We start from the raw sequence: 20,227 nt of genomic DNA, 5'->3' as shown, positions 1-20,227 counted from the left end.
GACTACGCCGGCTTTCTGAACATCCGGGTCGCCGTGATCTCGCTGTGCACCGTCTCTCCGGCCTGGGGCTGCTGGGGCAACCCGGGCCGGAGGTGTTCCTCCACACTGATGTACTTCAGGCCCGCGCGCAGGTCGGCGTCGTTGCGCAGGCGGATGACCAGCGGGAACTCCGCCAGGGCGGTCGTGTCGAACAGGCCGGTGGTGTACAGCAGCTGCACACCGAGCGCGTCCGACACGGCCCGCTGCAGCTCCAGCAGGTAGGTGGCGTTGGCGCGGCCGATCGGGTTGTCGAGGAACAGGGTGCCGGCGTGCCGGTGCTTGTCCCGGCCCCGGTCGTTCGAGCGCAGCGCGGCCATCGTGCAGTACAACGCGATGGCCGCCGTGAGCAGCTGGCCGCCCGAGAACACGTCGCCCATCTGCCCGACGGGCACCCGCTCGGCGCGCAGTACGGCGTCGGGCTTGAGGATCTCGACGGCCACGCCCTTCGGCTGCAGCGCCGCCGCGACGCCGCGCAGCAGCAGGGACATGCCGTCGCGGCGCAGGTCGGAGTTCTTCTTCACGGCCGCGCGGGTGGCGTCGTCGATGACCTCGCCGAGCCGTTCGGCGAGCGTGGCCTGGTCGGGCTCCTCGAAGCGGATGCGCAGGAACTCCTGCCCCGACCACTCGCCGAGGCCTTCCGGGAGGCGGGAGAGCCGCTGGGCGGAGCGCAGGGTCGCGAGGGCGGACTCCACCAGGCCCCGCAGGCGGTCCACGATCGAGTCGCGGTTGCGCTCCAGCTGCGCCAACTCGTCGGTCAGCACGCGCAGTCGGGGCGCGAAGGCGTCGGCCCACTTCTGCGCGTGCTCGGGCAGCGCGGCGGCGGGCAGCTCGCGGATCTGCTGCCGGGCGGGGGTGCGGACCTGCTCGTAGCGCGTGGAGTTGGCGTGCCGGACGAGCACGTCGCTCGCCTCGCGCACGGCCGCCTCGGCGGCGGACAGGTCGGCGGCGCAGCCGCGCAGCGAGCGGCGGGCCTCGGCGGCGGAGTGCCGGGCCTCCTCCAGGCTGCCCGGGTAGGGTTCCGGCTCCTCCTGCTCCTCCTCGGCGGCGTGCTCGCGCAGCAGGTCACGGAGCATCGCGGCGATCTCGTCGAAGCCGCCGGCCGCGTCCTCGGCGGCCCGGTTGGCCTCCAGCAGCTCGGCATGCGCGTCCCGGGCCTCGGCCAGGGCCCCGGTGCGGGCGGCGAGTTCGCCCGTCGCGGTGCGCAGCAGCGCCTGGGCGTGCTCGGCGTCGCGCGGGACGAGTTCCCCGGGCAGCTCGGTGTGCGCCTCGCCGTCCTCGGGGGCGTGCCGCTCGGCCTCGCCGCGCAGCCGCCCGAGCTGCTCGCTCGCGCTGGACATGCGGGTCTCCAGGAGCTGCACCAGCTCCTCCGCACGCGCCGCGGCGGCCTGCCGGGACGGGCCGTCGGAGCCGTCGGGCGACTGGAGCAACTGCTCGGCGCGGGTGCGGACCTTGTTGCTGAGCCGGTCCAGTTCGGCGCGGGCAGCGCTCTCGTCGCTCTCCGCGCGGGCCTGCTCGGCACGCAGGTCGGCGCCGACGCCGACCTTCTCGTACACCTGGGAGGCCGCCCGGTAGGCCTCGCGGAGGGCGGGCAGGGACGCCTTGGGGGCGTCCGCCTCCTCGACCGGTACGTCGTCGGGGGCGCCCGCGATCTCGGAGCGCTCGGCGCGCAGGGCGCGCGCGGTGCGGCGCGCGTCGTCGGCGGCGCGCTGGGCGGCGCGGCGGTCCTCGTCGGCGGCACGGGCGCGCTCCAGGCAGGCCTGGGCGCGGGCCTCGGACTCGGTGGCCTCGTCGGCGAGTTCGCGCAGTTTCACCTGCCAGCCGGCGCGCTCGCGGAGCCGGTAGGCGAGTCCGGCGAGGGCGTCGGCGGCACGACGGGCCTTCTGCGCGGCCTCCTGCCGTTCGTCGCGGACCTGTACGGCCTCGGCGGCGGCCTCCTCGGCCTCCGCGCGCAGGGTGCGCGCCTCGGCCAGCTCGGCCTCGGACTCCTCGGCGAACGCACGGGCCTCCTGGGCGGCCTGGGCCAGTTCGGTGAGGCGTCCGGCGGGGCAGCCGGTGCGCCAGGAGGCGAGCCGGGCGGCCAGTTCACGGTCCTTGCCGAGCCGGGCGGCGAGGGCGCGGATCTCCTCGTCGCGCGCGGTGGCCCGCGCGCGCAGCGCCTGGCGCTCCTCGTCGGCGGCGTGCTCGTCGTGCATGGCCGGGTTCGGCGGCACGAGGAACACGTCACCGGGGGCGGCGCTGTCGGCGGGAGTCGGGGCGAGCAGGGCGGCGGCCGTGCCGACGGCGACGGCGGAGCGCGGCAGCAGGGCGGCGTCGGCGAGCGCCTCGCGGGCACGCGCGTGCGTGTCCGGGTCGGTGATGATCACACCGTCGACCAGTTCCGGGCGGGCGGCGAGCACGCGTGCGTGGTCGGCGGGGTCGACGGCCTGGGCGAGATAGCGCCAGCCGGGCAGCGCCGGGATGCCGTGCTCGCCGAGGAACTCCACCGTGGCCAGGACGTCCGGGCCGGGCGGCAGCAGTCCGCCGTCGCCGAGCGCGCCGAGGATGCGGGAGTCGTCGGCGGCGGCGGTGCGCAGGTCGAAGAGGTGCCGTTCGGCGGTCGAGACGGCGTCGTCGAGGAGTTCGCGCAACTCGTCGGCGAAGCGGTCGAGTTGCTCGGGGATGAGGGGGGCTTCGGCGGCCGGGCGAGGAGCGCCGTCGGCGCCCGCTCCCGTGGGATCTGCGGCACCGTGGCCCTCACCCTCGTCGGTCGCGCCGCCGCGCGTGCCGCCCCGGGCGCCCAGCGCGTCGTCCGCCCCCGACCGCGGCCCGGGCACTCCGACGTGCCCGGACGCGAACGCACCCGGCAGGCTCAGCAGCTCCGCGAGCCGTTCCTCGGCGGCCAGGGACTCGGCGAGCCGCCGCTCGGCCTCGTGGGCGCGCTCGGCCGCCGTGGCGGCGTCGGCCGCGCGGGCCGCGGTCAGTTCCGCGCGCGACTCGGCGGAGGCCGCCTCGCGCGCGTGCTCGGTGACCTTGCGGGCGGCCTCACGAGCCGCGTCCCAGGCGGCGACGGCGGTCTTCTCGGCGTCGCTGGCGGCGAGTGCGGCACGGGCCGGGTCGGCGTCCGGGGCGCTGTCGTCGAGCCAGCCGGCGCGGACGGCCTCGGCGGTCTCCTGCTCGACCTCGGTGAGGCGCTGGCGCAGGTGCCCGGCCTCGCTGCGGGCTCGCTGCGCCTCGGTGGCGGCGGTGGTGGAGTCGCGGTAGGCGCAGTCGCTCACCTCCTGCAGGGCGGCGGAGCGCTCCTCCTCCTCGTTGGCGAGGGCCTCGGCGCTCTCGGCGGCGGCGTGCAGGGCCCGTACGAGGTCCACGGCCGCCTTGGCCCGGGCGGCGAGCGCGGGCGCGGCGTCCCGCTCGGCCTCCTGGATGGCGGCGGACACGCGCGCGACACGGTCGGCGGCGGCCCGGTGGCGCAGCACGGCCTCGGCGGCCTGCCAGGCGGAGTGCAGGGTGCGTGCGTCGGCCAGCTCGCGCTTCTGCGCGGCGGCGGACTTCTCGGCCGCGGCCAGCGCCAGGGAGGCGTGCCGGTAGGCGAGCTCGGCGGCGATCAGGGCGCTGCGCTCCCGCGCGCCCTCGGAGTGGGTGACGGCGTACGCGGCGGCCGTGACCCGCTGGGCGAGGTCGGCGGCCCGGACCCGCTCCCGCACGGCCCGGGCGGATAGCCGCCGGGCGAGCGTGCGGGTACGGCGCTCCGCACCGGCGTGCACGTCACGCGCGCGTGAGCGGGCGTCGGCGGCCTCGACGATCCGCCCGAGCAGGTCGACCGACCCGGCGGTGAAGTCCCGTTCGGCGATCAGCTCGGCGCGCCGGCCCAGCTTGTTGCCGAAGCCGCTGACGAGGTCGGCGAGGCCGTCGGTGTCGCGGGTGTCGGTGACGGCGCGCAGCAGCAGGTCGGTGAAGTCGGAGTCCTTCTTGACCGCGAAGAGACCGGCCGCCTCGCCCTCGTCGGCGTTCATCTCCCGCTGGTAGCGGAAGAGTTCGGGGTCGAGGCCGAGGTCGCCGAGGTGCTCGATCCAGCGGTCGTGGATCTCCTCCCAGTGCACCTCCAGGTGCGGGTAGGCCTTGCCGGCCTCCATGAGGGCGTCGCGGAAGCCCTTCATGGTCCGGCGGCGTCCCTGGGCGCCCGAGGCGCCCTCGACGGGGGGCCGTACGGCGGTGGACTCGGCGACGGGCAGGTTGTCCAGACTGAGCCCCGGCCCGGGCCGGAACGAGTACCAGGCCTCGGCGAACTTGCGCGGGTCGTTCGACACCTGCCGTCCGCGCCATTCGCTGACCTTGCCGACGACGACGCACTCGCCGGTCTGCACGTGCTGCCACTCCAGCGCCACATGACCGCAGTCGTCGGCGAGCAGGAACTTACGCAGCACACCGGAGCTGGCGCCGCCGAGGGTGTTGCGGTGGCCCGGCAGCATCACCGAGAAGATCAGCTTGAGCAGCACGGACTTGCCGCCGCCGTTCTCCAGGAAGAGCACGCCCGCGGGCGCGGGCCGGCGCGGCGGGCCGGAGGGCTCCTCCGCGAAGAACTCCGCCTGCGTGGGCGCCGGGTCGGGCACGGGCTCGCCGACACCCCGCAGGTCAAGCACGGTGTCGGCGTAGCGCGCACCGGCGGGACCGATGGAGTAGAGGCGGACCCGGGACAGCTCGTACATGGCGGACTCTCGCGTTAAGTCTTCGGAAAACGTGCGGTGGTTCTGGAGGTTCAGGAGTGGAACGGCAGCCCGGCGTCGGCCACCAGCTCCAGGTCCTCGGTGTCCTCGGCGGGCAGCAGGCTGGCCGTGCCGTCGGTCACCGGTACGACGCCCAGTTCGAGCAGTTCGGCCATGGCGGCGCTGCCGGCCAGGTCGCGGACCTGGAGCTGGTAGCGGGCGGTGGTGCGGTAGGTGCCGCCGCTGTCGTCGCCGGTGCGCTGCAGAAAGCCCGAGTCGGTGAGGAAGGCCAGGGCCTTGGCAACCATGCCGGTGGTGGAGGCGGCCGGCCGGCGGGCGTCCTTGGTGGCACCCGTGGCGCTGCGTCTGGCCCAGATCCGCCAGGCGGCCTCCAGTCCGGGTGCGTCGGTCGCCGGGTCGGTGTTCTCGCCCAGTTCCTCGGCCCGCTCCTCCAGGCGCCGGCAGGCCTGTCGTACGAAGGCGTCGACGCCGTTGACGGTGACGCGGCCGATGTAGGAGTCGTCGGCCAGGTCCTCCGGGCGCGGGAAGGCCAGGGCGGCGGCGGCGAGATGGGCGAGTCCGTGCAGGAAGCGGTCGCCGGAGTCGGCGGCGGTGCGACGCGCGTAGTCCCCCATGCGGACGGCGAACACCGAGTCCTCGGCGGCCGTCACGGCCATGCCCGCGCGCGGGGACACCTCCAGCACGACGAGCCCCAGACCGGCGGCGACCGCGTCGGCGAGCCGGGCGAACGCCGGGTCCTCGCGGTAGCGGCGCAGCAGGTCGGTGTACTCCTGGTCCCGCGCGGGCTGCAGCTTGGGCTGCAGCCCGAAGGCGACGAGCCGTGCCGCGTCGGCGGCGTCGGCGGGGGTGACGGCGGAACCGGCCGGCGCGGCGGCGGGCTCGGGCTCACTCCGGTCGACGTGCTCGGTCACGGCTTGGGCTCCTTGTCGCGTTGGTACTCACTCATGCTGCTTCCGTCCGGTCCGCGGCCATCCCCGCCGCGTCCAGCAGGGCGGTCCCCACGATGAGGTCGGCCCCGCCGAACTCCGGGTCGTCGAGCTCGGTGCCGTCGTCCACGGCGAACAGCAGCTTCTCCTCGCCCTGCCGGTAGGCGGTGCCGACGGCGGGGCTGGCCGCGTGGACCGCCAGCAGGGCGACCAGGTAGGCCAGGTCCCGGTCGTCCGGGTGCCGGCTCCGGGCCTCGGCCAGCAGTCCGGACAGCCTCCGCGGCGCGTCGGCCGGAAGATCCAGCAGCTCCATGGCGGCAGCGAGCTGCTCCTCGCTGAACCGGCTGTCGTCCGGCGTGGCGATCAGGTCGGGCTCGGGCATCTCCGCGCCGAGGTGCTCCCGCTCGACGGGCGGCGTCAGCAGGATGTCGACGAGATCGGCCACCCGCACGGACACAGGCGTCCGCAGCCCCGTGCCGTTCGCGAAGAACGCGTCCGTGACCCGGATCGCCCGCTCCACGGGCAACGGCAGGACGGGCGCGACGAGATGGCCGTACAGGTCTATCCCGGAGGTCGTGGCCGGTGTGGCGAAGGCCTGCCGGTCCTGCTCGGCGCGGAACAGCGGGCCCGCCTCCAGCAGCCGCGACTGGAGCTGGGTGTGCCGCCGGATGCAGTCCTTGACGATGTCGACCAGCTCGGCGGCGCGGCGCTTGTGCTCGGGCTCCTCGGTCTCGTCGCGGGCCTTGCGGATGTTGGTGAGGATGGCGTTCTCGTGGCGGTAGCGCTCGGCCACGTGGTCCAGGGCCTCGGCGATCATGTCGGGCACGGCGCCCAGCCAGTCGACCGCGCGGACGTTGCGCCGGGTGGCCTCCAGGGCCCGGCGCAGGGTCTCCGAGTACTGCACCGTGCGGTAGCGGGCCTGCTCGGCGGCGAGCTGGGCGTCGGCGAGCCGGCCGCGGTTGATCAGCACCTCCAGCTTCACCTCGGCGGCGATCTGGGCGCTGGTGACGTCGGTGTCGAGGGCGCCGACCAGGACGTTGACCGCCTCGTCCGTGGTGCGCAGATAGACCGTGCCGCCGGGGCCGGGGACCTCCTCGATCAGCTTGAAGTCGTAGTCCCTGCGGACGTACGTGCCGTCCGGCGCGAAGGTGCCGTACACGGCGCGGAAGCCGCGGTCGACGCTGCCGACGTTGATCAGGTTCTCCAGGACCCAGCGGGCCACGCGCTCGTGCTCGGCGGCCGGCCGGTGCGGGGCCTGGGCGGCGATGCGCGGGACGAGCCTGGCCACGATCTGCTCGTGGTCGGCGCCGGTGTCGAAGTCCATGTTGAGCGTGACCAGGTCGATGGCGGCGAGGGCCACCTCGGCCATGCCGTACACCGAGTACTCACCGGCCAGGTTGGCCTTGCGCGCGTCGAGGTCGTGCAGCGGCGCGGTGCAGGCGAGCGCGCGCAGCCGGCGCGCCAGCCCCTCGTCGGCGGCCGGGCCCGATGCCGGGCGCGGCCCCGCGCTGAGCTGGGGCGGAACGCTGTCCGTCGATGCAGGCGAAGTCACGGTGCACAGACTAGGTCCTTGGTCTGACATCGACCCAAACGAGCGGCTCCGCCGGTTTGGCACCGGCACGGCCGCGCGCCGCTTACGGGGCGACCCGGCGCCGGTAGACCTCGACCACCCGGTCCAGCGAGTCGGCGAGGTACGTCTCCAGCAGCCGCTCGGCCGTGCGCTTGTCGCCGGTCTGGAGCGTCTGCAGGATCTGGCGGTTGCGGGCGAGGTAGGGCTCGTGCAGCCGGCGCGGGTCGTCGACGACGTGGAAGGCGAGTCGCAGCTCGGCGAAGACGCTGCGCATCAGTTCGTCGGTGCGTTCGCTGCCGGCGAGGGCGACCAGTTCCCGGTGGAAGTGGATGTTGGCGGTGCCCAGCGCCTTCCAGTCGTGCCCGGCGGACGCCGCCTCTCCCTCGGCGACCGCCGCGGCCACGCCGTCCAGCCGGTACGGCGGCTCCCCGAGCCCGCGGACGACGGCGCACTCGACCAGGGAGCGCGTGCGGTAGATGTCCTCGACGTCCTCGACGGTCAGGACCCGCACGAACACCCCGCGGTTGAGTTCGTGCACCAGCAGTCGCTCGTGCGTGAGCAGCCGGAACGCCTCGCGCAGGGTGTTGCGGGAGACGCCGAGAGCCCCACCGATCGCGTCCTCCGACAGCCGCGTACCGGGCGGGAAGTACCCGTCGGCGATACGGGTGCGGAGGATGTCCGAGACGCGCTCCGCCGTGCTCGTGCGCCCCAGGAGCGCCCGGTCGTCGGCCAGTGCCGTCAGCTGCTCTGCCATGCCCGGAATTCAATCGCACACACCGGAACGAAACAACGCGGGTATGGAAGGATTGTTCAACGATCCATCGTCGCACCCGTCAGGCGCTCGGCACCCGCGACGGGGTGGTGTGTCAGGGCGGCCAGGGCCGCGGTCGCCGCGGCGGAGGCACGGAGGTCGAGGTGGGCGCCGGTGCCGCGGGCCCGGTGGTGGAGTTCGTCGGCCGCCAGGCGCAGCAGCTGGGGCAGCAGGTCCTGGCAGCGCCTGGCCACCCATGCGGTGCCGGCCGTGGCCAGCCACAGCAGGCTCGCCGTCCGGGTCGGCGCGGGGAACTCCGGCACCGGGGACGGCGGTTGTCCCGTCGCCCGGCCCGCCCCGGCGAGCAGGGCGTGGAAGCGCACGGCGAGCTGCCGGTGCCCGCGCTCACCCGGGTGCAGCCGGTCCGCGCTCCACAGGGCCCGGTCGGTGATCCAGGCACCGTCCGCGGCGTGCAGGTGGACGGCCCCGTAGCGTTCGGACAGCGCGTGGACGACCGTGTTGACGGCCCGTTGCCTGCGGGCCAGCGGGCGGGCCAGGGCGCCCGGCAGACCCAGCATCGCGCCGGGGTCGGGCAGGCAGGCGGTGAGGACGGTGGCACCGTCGCGCGTGAAGGCCGCGTAGACCTCGTCGAGGTGGGCGGCCACCGCCTGGATGTCGAAGGTGCGGCGCAGCGTGTCGTTGACGCCGATCACCACCGACACCAGGTCGGGGCGGAGCGCGCGGGCGGCCGGGGTCTGCCGTTCCAGCACGTCCCGGGTCTGGGCGCCGCTGACCGCGAGGTTGGTGAACGCGACGGCGTGGGGTGCCGCGGCGAGGGAGGGTGCCAGCAGGGCGGCCCAGCCCCGCCAGCCGTCCCCGGCAGGGTCACCCACGCCCTCGGTCAGCGAGTCCCCGAGGGCGACGAAGCGGACGGGGCTCATGCCACGCCCTCCGGTACACCGCGACGGACGCCGGTGGGGCGGAGCACCTCCGCGTCGTGCGCCGCCAGGAACGCCTCCACGGCCGCTCCCCAGCCGAAGCACTCCGCACGCGCGCGTGCCGCCTCGCGCCGGGTGTGCTCGCCGCGGTCCAGGAGCAGTTCCACGGCGTCCGCGAACGCCTCGCCGCGGTCGGCCGCGGTCGCCCCGGCGGACCCGATGACCTCGGACAGCGCGGACGACGCGCTCGCCACGACGGGGGTGCCGCACGCCATGGCCTCCAGCGCGGCGAGCCCGAAGGTCTCGGCCGGACCGGGCGCGAGGGCGATGTCCGCGGTCGCCTGGAGGGCGCCGAGCGCGGCCCGGTCGGAGACGTGCCCGAGGAACGTCACCGGCAGCCCGTGCTCCCGCGCGCGCTGCTCCAGCCGGGCCCTGAGCGGCCCGTCCCCGGCCACCACGAGCACCGCCCGCCGCCCGCGTCGTATCAGCGCCTCCAGGGCGTCCAGCGCGGTACCGGGGCGCTTCTCGACCGACAGCCGGGAGCACATGACGAGCAGCGCCTCGCCCCCGCGCGCGTGCAGCGTGCGCAGGCCCGGGTCGCGCAGCACCGGGTGGCGTGCCGTCAGGTCGACGCCCAGGGGGGCGCGTACGACGTTGCGCGCGCCGATGCGCACGAACTCGCGCTCGGCGAACTCGGTGGTGCACACCACCCGCGAGTAGAAGTGCGCCGTACGGGTGTTGAGGGCGTCGGCCGCCCGGCGGGAGAGGTTCTCGGACAGGCCCCAGGTGCGCAGCACGCCGTCGGCGGTCTCGTGGGAGACCATCACGGAGGGAACGCGCGCGCGGCGGGCCCAGCGGCCGGTCCAGCGCAGGGTCGTACGGTCGGAGACCTCCAGGCGGTCCGGGGCCAGCTCCTCCAGCAGGGCGGCCACGCGCCGCTTGTCGGTGAGGACGCGGTAGCCGCCGGTGCCGGGCAGCAGCGGGCCGGGCAGGGTGATGACCCGGCCCTGCTCGGTGTCGCGGTCGGTGTGCCGTTCGCCGGGCACGATCAGCACGGGGTCGTGGCCGGCCGCCCGGAAGCCCCTGCCCAGTTCACGCAGGGCGGTACGCAGGCCGCCGGAGGCCGGGGCGACGAAGTTGGCGAGCCGGACGATGCGCAGGGACTGGCCGGTCATGCCGCCACCACCGTCCTGCGCACCGCGAGGACGTCGTCGTAGTGGGCGATCAGCTGGTCGCCGACGGCGGCCCAGGTGCGGCCCTCGACCATGGTGCGCGCGGCGGTGCCGAACGCGGTCCGGCGCGCCGGGTCGGCGGCCAGCGTGCGGATGGCCTGCGTCACGGCGGTGGCGTCGCAGGGCGGCACGAGGAGTCCGGTGCGGCCGTGGGCGACCAGGTCCAGCGGGCCGCCGGCGGCCGGTGCGACGACCGGGACGCCGCTGGCCATGGCCTCCTGGACGGTCTGGCAGAACGTCTCGAAGGGGCCGGTGTGCGCGAAGAGGTCCAGCGAGGCGAAGATCCGCGCGAGGTCGTGGCCGGTGCGGCGGCCGAGGAAGACGGCGCCGGGCAGGGCCTCGGCGAGGTGCGCGTGGCTCGGGCCGTCGCCCACGACCACGACCTTGACGCCTTCCAGGGCGCAGGCCCCGGCGAGGAGTTCGACGTGCTTCTCCGGGGCGAGCCGGCCGACGTAGCCGACGATCAGCTCGCCGTTCGGGGCGAGTTCGCGGCGCAGCGCCTCGTCACGGTGGTCTGGCCGGAAACGTACGGTGTCCACGCCCCGCGGCCACAGCCGGACCCGGGGCACGCCGTGCGCCTCCAGGTCACCGAGGGCGGCGCTGGAGGGGGCCAGGGTGCGGTCGGCGGCGGCGTGCACGGAGCGGATCCGCCGCCAGGCGGCCGCCTTGCCGGCGCCCATGTAGGTGCGGGCGTAGCCGGCCAGGTCGGTCTGGTAGACGGCGACGGCGGGGATGCCGAGCCGGGCGGCGGCGGCCATGCCGCGCACCCCGAGGACGAAGGGACTGGCGAGATGCACCAGGTCGGCGCGGTGCTCGACGAGCGCCGCGGCGAGCCGCCGGCTGGGCAGGGCGACGCGGACCTGGGGGTAGCCGGGGAGCGGGAGGGAGGGGGTCCGGACGACCGGGCACGGGGCGTCCGTGTCCGGTCCGCTGCCGGGAGCGGGGGCGGGGGCGACGACGAGCGGATGGTGACCGCGATCTACGAGGTGCCGGGCGGTCTGGAGCGCGCAGTGGGCCACGCCGTTCACATCGGGGGGAAAGGATTCGGTCACGATGACGACACGCATACGGGTGTTGTCGCCGCGCCGGACGTGGCAGCGTCGACTTCGATCTTTCCGCCCGGGGAACGTCCCATGAGCGTTGGGCTGCACACCCGAGCAGGTCAGACGGCCGTCATGACCGCCTGACCTGCGGGACACCCGGTGTTCACCCGGCGGGCGGTCGTCCGCCCGGGTCGTGCGGGTGCGGTGGGGGCTCAGCCGAGGGCGGCGTCGGGTCCGAAGCGGCTGCGTACCGCCGTCTGCACCTCCGCCTCCTCGGCCGGATCGGCGGCCAGGCGGCGCAGGCGCTCCACGACCCGGGTGTCACCGGTCTCGGCGTGCCGGGCGGCGAGTTCGCGGGTGGTCTCCTCGCAGTCCCACAGGCACTCGACGGCGAAGCCGGTGGCGAAGGAGGGATCGGTGGCGGCCAGGGCGCGGGCGGCCCGGCCGCGGAGATGGGACGACGCCGTCTCGCGGTAGACATGGCGCAGGACGGGGGCCGCGCAGGCGATGCCGAGACGTCCGGCACCGTCGACGAGGGTCCACAGCGTCGGCGCGTCGGGGCCCTCGCCGCGTACGGCCTCACGGAGGGCGCCGAGGACGAGGTCGCGGTCCTCGACGCCGCCGTGGCAGGCGAGCATGCGTCCGGCGGCGGCCCCGAGCGCGTCGGGGCGCTGGGCCCAGCGGCGCGCGCGGTCGACGGCGGCGACGCCGCGCATCCGTTCGAAGGCGTCGACGGCGGCCTCGACGACGACGCCGGTGCCGTCGGTGACCGCGGCCTCGATCAGGTCGAGCGCGTCCGGGTCGTTGCTGTCGGCGAGATAGCGCAGGGCGGTGCAGCGGGCTCCGTCGATGCCGCTCCGGGCGGCCTGGACGATCTCCGGCCGGTCCTCGGGGCCCGCCACGGCCACCAGGCAGCGGGCGGCCGGCACATGGAGGGCGGCGCCGCGCTCCATGCCCTGCTGGGCCCACTCGAACACGGCACGCACACTCCAGCCGGGGCGTGGACCGGTGGGCCGCAGCTGGCGCTGCCAGCGGTCGAAACAGCCGGTCTCCTGGGCCGCACGCACGCGCGTGGCGATCGATTCGCGCGGATCCTCCGCCCACAGCCGCCAGGGCCTCGGCTCGAAGGCGTCGCGTACGGCGGCGGCCAGCTCGGCCTCGCCCTCGGGATCGGCGGGGAAGCGGGCCAGGACGGGCGCGGCGAGGGCACGCAGGCCGGCGTCGTCGTCCCTGAGGGCCAGCTCGTCCAGCGCCCAGGCCCAGTTCGAGCCGTGGGCGGCGTACCGGCGCAACAGCGCGAGGGCGTCGCGCCTGCCGTAGGAGGCGAGGTGCCCGAGGACCGCCAGGGCGAGGCCGGTGCGGGACTCGTCGGTGTCGAGGATGTCCTCGGGGCCGAACAGGTGTGCCTCGATGGCGTCCAGCTCGCCGTTCAGGTCGAGGTAGAGCCGGGCGTAGTAGAGGGAGCGGTTCTCCACCTGCCAGTCGTGGCGGGGATCGCGCAGCACGCACTGGTTCAGGGCCGCGAGCGCTTCGGCGCGCGGGGCGGTGAGCGCGTGCAGTGTGCCGTCGCCGCGGCCCCGCTGGAGCAGGCCGAGCAGCGTACCGCTGGGCGCTATGACCGGATCGAACATGGGAAACAGCCTCACATCAAGCGTCGACGCAACCGGGGAACACGCACTACCTGGCCGCGTGACACAACGTCGGAGCGCCCGCCGTCTCTTGCTTGCTGAAGACCATCTCTCTCTGCCTCTCGTCTGTGGCCCATGCGGACCGCATCACGGCCCGCGCGGTGCGGCAACCCCTGCCCAGCCATCGCGTCCGTGAATCACGTCGTCATGATGACCCGGCCGTTTGCGCTGCCGCGACCGTATTTCCGGCGGCCCTTTACCGCCTCCCCCGTTTTCTGTGTCGTACCTGGTCAGGACATGCGCGTCAGTGCGCGCCGAACAGCTCCAGGAGTTCCGTCTTGCCGAACATCCGGGCGGTGTCGACGGCCGACGGCGTTCCCGCCGCGGGATCGGCTCCACCCTCCAGAAGCACCTTGATCACTTCGGTCTCGCCCTTGAAGACAGCGCCCGCGAGCGGGGTCTGGCCTCGGTCGTTGACCTGGTCCGCCGCGCCGCCCCGGGTGAGCAGGGCGCGCACCGCGTCGGCGTGGCCGTGGTAGGCGGCGAGCATGACCAGGGAGTCACCGCGGTCGTTGGTGAGGTTGGCCGGAACGCCGGCGTCGACGTACGCCACGAGCGCCTCGGTCTGCCCCTGCCGGGCCAGATCGAAGATCTTGGTCGCCAGCTCCACGACCTCGGGGTCGGGGGCTTCACTCATCGGCGGGACCGCCTCTCCTCAAAACTTCGGGGACTGCAGGGAGCGTACGGCAGCGAGCGGAACACGGCCGTACGAGTGAATCGCCAGCGTACTGGCTTCCGCGGCACATGACCCGATGTGTCGGAGGTAAAGATCAGCGACAGACCCCACCGGAGGCAACCGGCCTGGTCGACCGGGTCAGGGCAACTCCGCCGCGCGGGCGAAATCGACCGGATTTCACCCAGTTGCACCTTTAATCGTATGGATACATAGTGTGATCCTGGAAGAACTCATGGTGACTGTCCCCCACCTTCGACACCAGGAGGCCCGAAATGATCCTCTCCCTGTCCGGCGTGTTCATCCTCGGCATCGTCGTCTTCCTCTTCTTCCGCAAGGACGGGCTGAAGGGTTCGCACGCCACGGTCTCGGCTCTGTTCGGCTTCTACCTGTCGAGCACGGCCATCGCCCCGAGCATCAAGGCCGGCGGCGAGAGCCTGGCCAGTCTCCTCGGCGGCCTCAAGTTCTGATCCCGCCCGCCCCACCCGCACGCACGACCAGGAGTCAGCAGTGGCCCGGCGCCCCCTCCCCCGCATCCTGAGCAAGGACAGCGCCCAGATCGCCCGGATGCAGCTCGCCCGGAGCCGGGAGCTGGCCCGGACCGCGGCCGACAGCGCAACCGACGTCCTCCACCCGCTGATCACCGTCACGCGCGGGCTGCGCCGGCTGGCCTCGGCCGGGCGGCGCAGATGGGCGGAGACACCGAAGGACAAGCGCGGGCAGCTGCTGTTCCTGGCGGCCTCCGTGGTCCTGGCCGTGGTGCTGGTGCCGTACGGGCCGCTGCTCGCCGTCATCACCCTGATGTCGGCGGCGGCCTGGCAGGGCCGCGACCGCACCCCGCCGGCCCCCGAAGGGCCCGACGAGTCCCAGAGCGAACGGCTCCAGTCCCTCTACGATGCCCTGGTGCCGTACTTCTCCAGCCCCGAGGACCCGGCGCCGCTGTACGCGCACGGCGGGGAGTGGGGGAAGGCGTTCCTGGCCCACGAGTTCGACGACGCCGGGCGCGTCGGTCATCTCGTGATCCGCTATCCCGCCTACTTCCCGGACGGCGAGCACGACGCCCGCGCGCGGATCGAGCAGCTGCTCACCGCGAAGGCCGGGCGGGGCCGCGAGTACCACTTCACCTGGGACGAGGAGGGCAACCAGCTCACCGTCACCGTCCTTCCGCCGCTGCCCGCCGACATCCCGGCCCAGCACTTCGTCACCGCGCCGGGCGAGACCGTCCTCGGCTTCACCGACCCGAGCGAGGTGCAGCGCACGCTTCCCCTCTCCTACGGAGAGGAACAGATCGACGTCCCACCGGTCGTCTGGCGCACCGGCGTGCGCTCCACCGAGCCGCATCTGCTGGCCATGGGGCACCCCGGCAGCGGCACCTCGACCCTGCTGCGCTCGATCGCCCTGCAGGCCCTGCTGCACGGGGACGTCCTGATCGTCGACGGCGGCGGCACCGGCGAGTACGCGTGTCTGACCGGCCGGGACGGTGTGCTGGCCGTGGAGTGCGCGCTGCCCGGGGCGCTGGCGAGCCTGGAGTGGGCCGCGCAGGAGACCGAGCGGCGGCTGATCGCCATCAACCTGGCCCGGCAGGCGGGCGACCCGCCGCCGGCCGACGCCCGGCGCCCGCTGTGGATCATGCTGGACCGCCCGTCCGTCTTCACCCACCTCGCCGGGGCGGACGGCCACAAGGACCCGCAGGCTCTGCTCCAGGTGCCGCTGCGGCACGGCCGCGCGGCGAACGTGACCGTCGTGGTGGCCGAGCAGTTCGACAGCGCGGAGGCATTGGGCGAGGCGGTACGACAGCACACGCGCGCGCGTGTCGTGCTCGGGCCTGCGGTGCCCCGGCAGGTGGAGGCGGTGCTGGGGGCTCCGCCGCACACCACGCCGCTGGGGCATGTGCCGCCGGGGCGGGGATATGCGCGGCTGGGCGTGGGACCGGTGCACCGGCTCCAGGTGCCGCGTACGCCGGATCCGTACGACGACGCCACCAGCGACGCCGACCGGCAGGCGGTGCTGGAGTTGCTGCCGCCGCGGGCCACTGCCGTGCGGGCCGAGCCGACGGATCTCACGAAGCCGGCGGTCGATGCGCAACCGGTGACCGCTGAGGCAGCCGGTTAGCGCCGTTGGGGTTCGTGTCGTCTCCCGAACGCGGGTCCGTCGTGGTCGCCGAAGCGCCCGGCGCGCCGAGCCGGGAGGCGAGCTACGCCACGAACGTACGCGGCGCCTCCGTACCCCCCGCACCCCCGTTCTCCACCAGTCGGGCCGCGGCGGCCAGGCGGACCGCCGCCTCCTCCGCCACCGCTCCCCCGACGGTGAACGGCAGCCTGACGTACCCCTCGAAGGCACCGTCCACGCCGAACCGGGGGCCGGAGGGGACGCGGACCCCGGTCCGCTCGCCCGCTTCGGCGAGCCGGGAGCCCGACAGGCCACCGGCGCGCACCCACAGGGTCAGCCCGCCCTTGGGCACGTTGAACTCCCACTCGGGCAGTTCCCGGCGGAGCGCCGTCACCAGCGCGTCCCGGTTCTCCCGGGCCTGGGCCCGGCGCAGCTCCACCGCCTGTTCCCAACCCCCCGTACTGAACAGCCAGTTGACGGCGAGCTGTTCGAGCACAGGGGTGCCCAGGTCCGCGTAGGCCCGCGCGGCGACCAGGCTGCGGATGACGTCCGGAGCCGCCCGCACCCAGCCGATGCGCATTCCCGCCCAGAACGCCTTGCTGGCCGAGCCGACCGTGATGACGGTCGAGCCGGCCGGGTCGAAGGCGCAGACCCGGCGCGGCATCCCGCCGCCCGCGAACTCCTCGTCCAGCCACAGCTCGGTCATCGTCTCGTCGGCGACGAGCACCGTACCGGCCGAACGCGCCGCGTCCACCAGCCGGCGCCGCTGGTCCTCGTCGGCGAGGGCCCCCGTGGGGTTGTGGAAGTCGGCGACGACATAGGCGAGCCGGGGCGCGGCCTCGCGCAGGACCTGGCGCCAGCGGTCCATGTCCCAGCCGGACAGCCCCTCGGCCATCGCGACGGGGACGAGACGGGCGCCGGCCTCACGCATCAGCTGCAGGATGTTGGCGTAGGACGGGGACTCGACCGCGATGCGTTCACCGCGGCCCGCGAAGAGGTGGCAGATCGCGTCGATGGCGCCCATCGCGCCGGTCGTCACCATGATCTGCTCGGGCATGGTGGGGATCCCGCAGGCGGTGTACCGCTCGGCGATCATCGCGCGCAGGGCGGGCAGTCCGGCCGGGTAGTCGCCGTGCGTGTGGGCGTACGGCGGGAGTTCCTCCAGGGCGCCCCGCACGGCCCGGGTGAGCCACGGTTCCGGCGCCGGCAGCGAGGCACAGCCGAGGTCGATCACCGAGCCCAGCGCCTCGGGCGGCAGGGGTTCCAGGCCGCGGGCGGGCAGCGGGTTGCCCGCCGGTACGGCCGTCCAGCTGCCGGCACCCCGCCGGGACTCCAGGAAGCCCTCGGTACGCAGCGCCTCGTAGGCGGCGGCGACCGTCGTACGGCTCACGGACAGGGCGAGGGCCAGTTCGCGTTCGGCGGGGAGGCGGGCGGCGACGGGCACGCGTCCTTCGAGGACGAGCAGCCGGATGCCGTCGGCGAGGGCGCGGTAGGCGGGCGGACGGCGGGTGCCGGGGCCGGCCGGGCGGTCCTGCTGGGAGTTGAGGAGCCGGGCGAGCTGCGCGGCCCCCATCGCAGAGGTCCACTGCGCCATGTCGATCAGTCCACCTTCCCCGAATTGGCCATGGAAGCGAATTCTTCCCAAGCCACAGAGTGACATGTGTCAGGCCACCGCCACCACCCAGGGGGGTATCTCATGTCCACTCGGCACCACCTCGGACGCCGATTGATCCAGCTGTACGCCGGGCTCGCGCTCTACGGTGCGAGTGCCGCGCTGCTCCTGCGGGCGGGCCTGGGCATGGAACCCTGGGGCGTACTGCACCAAGGGCTGGCGAAGCTGACCGGGCTGACCATCGGAGTGGTGTCGATCATCGTGGGAGCGGCGGTGCTGCTGCTGTGGATCCCGCTGCGGCAGCGGCCGGGGCTCGGCACGGTCTCCAACGTCTTCGCCGTCGGCCTCGCGATGGACGGCACGCTCGCGCTCGTCCCGGACGCGCACTCCCTCGTCGTACGCGTCCCGCTCCTGCTGGCGGGGATCGCGCTGAACGGCGTGGCGACCGGCCTCTACATCTCGGCGCGCTTCGGGCCCGGTCCGCGTGACGGGCTGATGACGGGGCTGCACCGGCGCACCGGCCGCTCGATCCGGCTGATGCGGACGGGGATCGAGGTGGCGGTCGTGGTCACCGGGTTCCTGCTGGGCGGCACCATCGGGGTCGGTACCGTGCTGTACGCCGTGTCCATCGGCCCGCTGGCGCAGCTGTTCCTGCGGGTGTTCGCCGTCCCGGCGGCATCGGGCGGCAGCACGGTCGTTGCCACCGCGACACCGGAACAGGTCATACTGCGGCCGTGAGCCTCACGACACCGCCCATACGCCACCCGTATCTCGACCATCCCGGCCCGATCGCCTTCGCCCACCGGGGCGGGGCCGCCGACGGGCTGGAGAACACCGTGGCGCAGTTCCGGCGCGCGGTGGAGCTGGGCTACCGCTATATCGAGACCGACGTGCACGCCACGGCCGACGGCCGGCTCGTCGCCTTCCACGACTCCACGCTGGACCGGGTCACCGACGGCGCGGGCCGCATCGCCGACCTGCCGTGGGCGGACGTGCGGCACGCGCGCGTGGGCGGACGGGAACCGGTGCCGCTGTTCGAGGAGTTGCTGGAGACCTTCCCCGAGGTCCGCTGGAACGTCGACGTCAAGGCGGAGCCCGCCCTGCGTCCCCTGCTGGAGCTGATCGAGCGCACGGACGCCTGGGAGCGGGTCTGTGTGGGCTCGTTCTCCGAGGCCCGGGTGCTGCGCGCCCAGCGGCTGGCCGGACCGCGGCTGGCCACCTCGTTCGGCACGCGCGGGGTGCTGAATCTGCGGCTGCGGTCGTGGGGGCTGCCGGCCGCCGTGCGCCGGTCGGCCGTCGCCGCCCAGGTGCCCGAGGCCCAGTCGGGCGTCCCGGTGGTCGACCACCGCTTCGTCCGCGCCGCCCACGCGCGCGGGCTGCAGGTGCACGTGTGGACGGTCAACGAACCGGAGCGCATGCACCGGCTCCTGGACCTGGGCGTCGATGGCATCATGACCGATCACATCGACACGTTGCGCAAGGTCATGGAGGACCGCGGCGTCTGGGTCTGACGACCCGGCCGCCGGGACCCGAGCCTTCGCGGATCAAGCGGGGAAGCGAGGGCACGGGTGGGAACCGACACCGTGCGGACACGGACGCCGGACGAGACCGCCGGCCTGCGGCGCGAGCAGCGCGGCTGGTACTTCTACGACTGGGCCTGCTCGGTCTATTCGACGAGCGTGGTGACGGTCTTCCTCGGGCCCTACCTCACCGCGGTCGCCGAGCGGGCCGCGGACGCCGACGGCTATGTGCACCCGCTGGGCGTCCCGGTCCGGGCGGGCTCCTTCTTCGCCTACTCGGTGTCGCTGTCGGTGATCCTGGCGGTCGTGGTGATGCCGCTCGTGGGCAGCCTGGCCGACCGTACGGGCCGCAAGAAGCCGCTGCTCGCGGCGGCGGCGTACACCGGGGCGGCCGCGACGACGGGCATGTTCTTCCTGGACGGCGACCGGTACCTGCTCGGCGGGGTGCTGCTGGTGGTGGCCAACGCGGCGCAGTCCGTCGGGATGATGCTCTACAACTCCTATCTGCCGCAGATCGCCCCGCCCGAGGAACGCGACGCCGTCTCCTCACGCGGCTGGGCCTTCGGGTACGCGGCGGGCTCGACGGTCCTCGTCGCCAATCTGGTCCTGTACTCGGCGCACGACTCCTTCGGGCTGACCGAGACGGCCGCCGTCCGCGTCTGCCTGGCCTCGGCGGGCCTGTGGTGGGGCGCCTTCACGCTCGTACCGCTGCGCAGGCTGCGCGACCGGCGGCACGCGCGCGTGGAGCGTGCCACGACGCCCGGGCTGAAGCAGCTCGCGGCAACGGTCCGGGACATGCGCCGGCACCCGCTGACGCTCGCCTTCCTGCTGGCGTACCTCGTCTACAACGACGGCATCCAGACGGTGATCTCCCAGGCATCCGTCTACGGCTCGCAGGAACTGCGACTGGGCCAGTCGACGCTCATCGTCGCCGTGCTGCTGGTGCAGGTGCTGGCCGTGGCCGGGGCGCTGACGATGGGGCGGCTGGCACGGACGTACGGCGCCCAGCGGACGATCCTGGGCTCACTGGTGGCGTGGACGGTCACGCTGGCGGCCGGTTACTTCCTGCCCGCGAAGGCTCCGGTGTTCTTCTTCGTGCTGGCCTCCGGGATCGGGCTGGTCCTCGGCGGCAGCCAGGCGCTGTCCCGGTCGCTGTTCTCGCATCTCGTGCCGCCCGGCAAGGAGGCCGAGTACTTCTCGGCGTACGAGGTGAGCGACCGCGGGATGAGCTGGCTCGGGCCGCTGCTGTTCGGCCTGACCTACCAGCTGACCGGAAGCTATCGGTCCGCGATCGTCTCGCTGGTGGCGTTCTTCGTCATCGGATTCGCGCTGCTGGCGCGCGTGCCGGTGCGCCGGGCCATCGGCGAGGCGGGCAACCCGGTTCCGGAAAGAATTTAGCTTCGATTTAGCGCTCAACACAAAAGGG

15 protein-coding genes are annotated in these 20,227 nt (G+C 74.2%); 5 read left to right on the top strand and 10 right to left on the bottom strand.

The genetic code is table 11. The annotated features are described in order from the left end of the window. Positions 1-2: 2 nt before the first annotated feature. The 9 genes from ABT171_RS30575 to ABT171_RS30535 form a co-directional block, all read right to left on the bottom strand. Positions 3-4,721, bottom strand: a complete 4,719-nt coding sequence (locus ABT171_RS30575; protein WP_351249451.1) for a hypothetical protein — start codon at positions 4,719-4,721, stop codon at positions 3-5. 50 nt (positions 4,722-4,771) lie between these two features. Next, positions 4,772-5,650 carry a hypothetical protein gene (locus ABT171_RS30570; RefSeq protein WP_351249449.1) on the bottom strand — a complete coding sequence of 293 codons (879 nt, stop codon included), beginning with the start codon at positions 5,648-5,650 and terminating at the stop codon, positions 4,772-4,774. 31 nt (positions 5,651-5,681) lie between these two features. Beyond that, complete coding sequence (locus tag ABT171_RS30565; RefSeq protein WP_351249447.1) at positions 5,682-7,217, bottom strand: hypothetical protein; 1,536 nt, start codon at positions 7,215-7,217, stop codon at positions 5,682-5,684. An 82-nt stretch (positions 7,218-7,299) separates the two neighbouring features. After that, positions 7,300-7,989: a GntR family transcriptional regulator gene (locus tag ABT171_RS30560; protein WP_351249445.1), complete on the bottom strand. Its 690-nt coding sequence runs from the start codon at positions 7,987-7,989 to the stop codon at positions 7,300-7,302. Positions 7,990-8,045: 56 nt separating this feature from the next. Next, positions 8,046-8,927, bottom strand: a complete 882-nt coding sequence (locus tag ABT171_RS30555; RefSeq protein WP_351249443.1) for an SGNH/GDSL hydrolase family protein — start codon at positions 8,925-8,927, stop codon at positions 8,046-8,048. After that, positions 8,924-10,099 (bottom strand): glycosyltransferase, encoded by a 1,176-nt coding sequence (locus tag ABT171_RS30550; protein WP_351249441.1) that lies wholly within the window; start codon positions 10,097-10,099, stop codon positions 8,924-8,926. Before ABT171_RS30550 ends, ABT171_RS30555 begins: the two co-directional genes overlap by 4 nt. After that, complete coding sequence (locus ABT171_RS30545) at positions 10,096-11,223, bottom strand: glycosyltransferase family 4 protein (protein WP_351249439.1); 1,128 nt, start codon at positions 11,221-11,223, stop codon at positions 10,096-10,098. Before ABT171_RS30545 ends, ABT171_RS30550 begins: the two co-directional genes overlap by 4 nt. 188 nt (positions 11,224-11,411) lie before the next feature. Beyond that, the gene (locus ABT171_RS30540) at positions 11,412-12,830 is read right to left on the bottom strand and encodes a HEAT repeat domain-containing protein (RefSeq protein ID WP_351249437.1); all 1,419 of its coding nucleotides are present in this window, start codon (positions 12,828-12,830) and stop codon (positions 11,412-11,414) included. Positions 12,831-13,131: 301 nt separating this feature from the next. Continuing rightward, on the bottom strand, positions 13,132-13,524 hold the full coding sequence (locus ABT171_RS30535) for an ankyrin repeat domain-containing protein (protein WP_351249435.1): 393 nt from the start codon (positions 13,522-13,524) through the stop codon (positions 13,132-13,134). 311 nt (positions 13,525-13,835) lie between these two features. Between ABT171_RS30535 and ABT171_RS30530 the strand changes: the two genes are divergently transcribed. Both ABT171_RS30530 and ABT171_RS30525 read left to right on the top strand, forming a co-directional pair. Continuing rightward, entirely contained in the window at positions 13,836-14,030 is a 195-nt protein-coding gene (locus ABT171_RS30530; protein ID WP_351249433.1) for a hypothetical protein, read from the top strand. Between the two features lie 40 nt (positions 14,031-14,070). Then, positions 14,071-15,672 carry a hypothetical protein gene (locus ABT171_RS30525; protein ID WP_351249431.1) on the top strand — a complete coding sequence of 534 codons (1,602 nt, stop codon included), beginning with the start codon at positions 14,071-14,073 and terminating at the stop codon, positions 15,670-15,672. An 82-nt stretch (positions 15,673-15,754) separates the two neighbouring features. Here the strand turns inward: ABT171_RS30525 and ABT171_RS30520 are convergent, their stop codons facing one another. Further along, complete coding sequence (locus ABT171_RS30520; RefSeq protein WP_351249429.1) at positions 15,755-17,263, bottom strand: SCO1417 family PLP biosynthesis transcription factor; 1,509 nt, start codon at positions 17,261-17,263, stop codon at positions 15,755-15,757. A 102-nt stretch (positions 17,264-17,365) separates the two neighbouring features. On the opposite strand from ABT171_RS30520, the gene yczE reads away from it, so the two are divergent. Genes yczE through ABT171_RS30505 form a run of 3 tightly spaced genes read left to right on the top strand, consistent with a single transcriptional unit; the run spans position 17,366 to position 20,199 of the window. Then, positions 17,366-18,019, top strand: a complete 654-nt coding sequence (gene yczE, locus ABT171_RS30515) for a membrane protein YczE (RefSeq protein WP_351249427.1) — start codon at positions 17,366-17,368, stop codon at positions 18,017-18,019. Beyond that, on the top strand, positions 18,016-18,792 hold the full coding sequence (locus ABT171_RS30510) for a glycerophosphodiester phosphodiesterase family protein (protein WP_351249425.1): 777 nt from the start codon (positions 18,016-18,018) through the stop codon (positions 18,790-18,792). The genes yczE and ABT171_RS30510 overlap by 4 nt, the downstream gene beginning before the upstream one ends. Positions 18,793-18,849: 57 nt before the next feature. Next, complete coding sequence (locus tag ABT171_RS30505; protein ID WP_351249423.1) at positions 18,850-20,199, top strand: MFS transporter; 1,350 nt, start codon at positions 18,850-18,852, stop codon at positions 20,197-20,199. Positions 20,200-20,227 lie beyond the last annotated feature (28 nt).

The sequence above is a fragment of the Streptomyces sp. NPDC001851 genome (assembly GCF_040297165.1).
Classification (GTDB): domain Bacteria; phylum Actinomycetota; class Actinomycetes; order Streptomycetales; family Streptomycetaceae; genus Streptomyces.
Note: the sequence above shows the minus strand (reverse complement) of the source record. Positions and strands in the feature narration are given on the sequence as shown.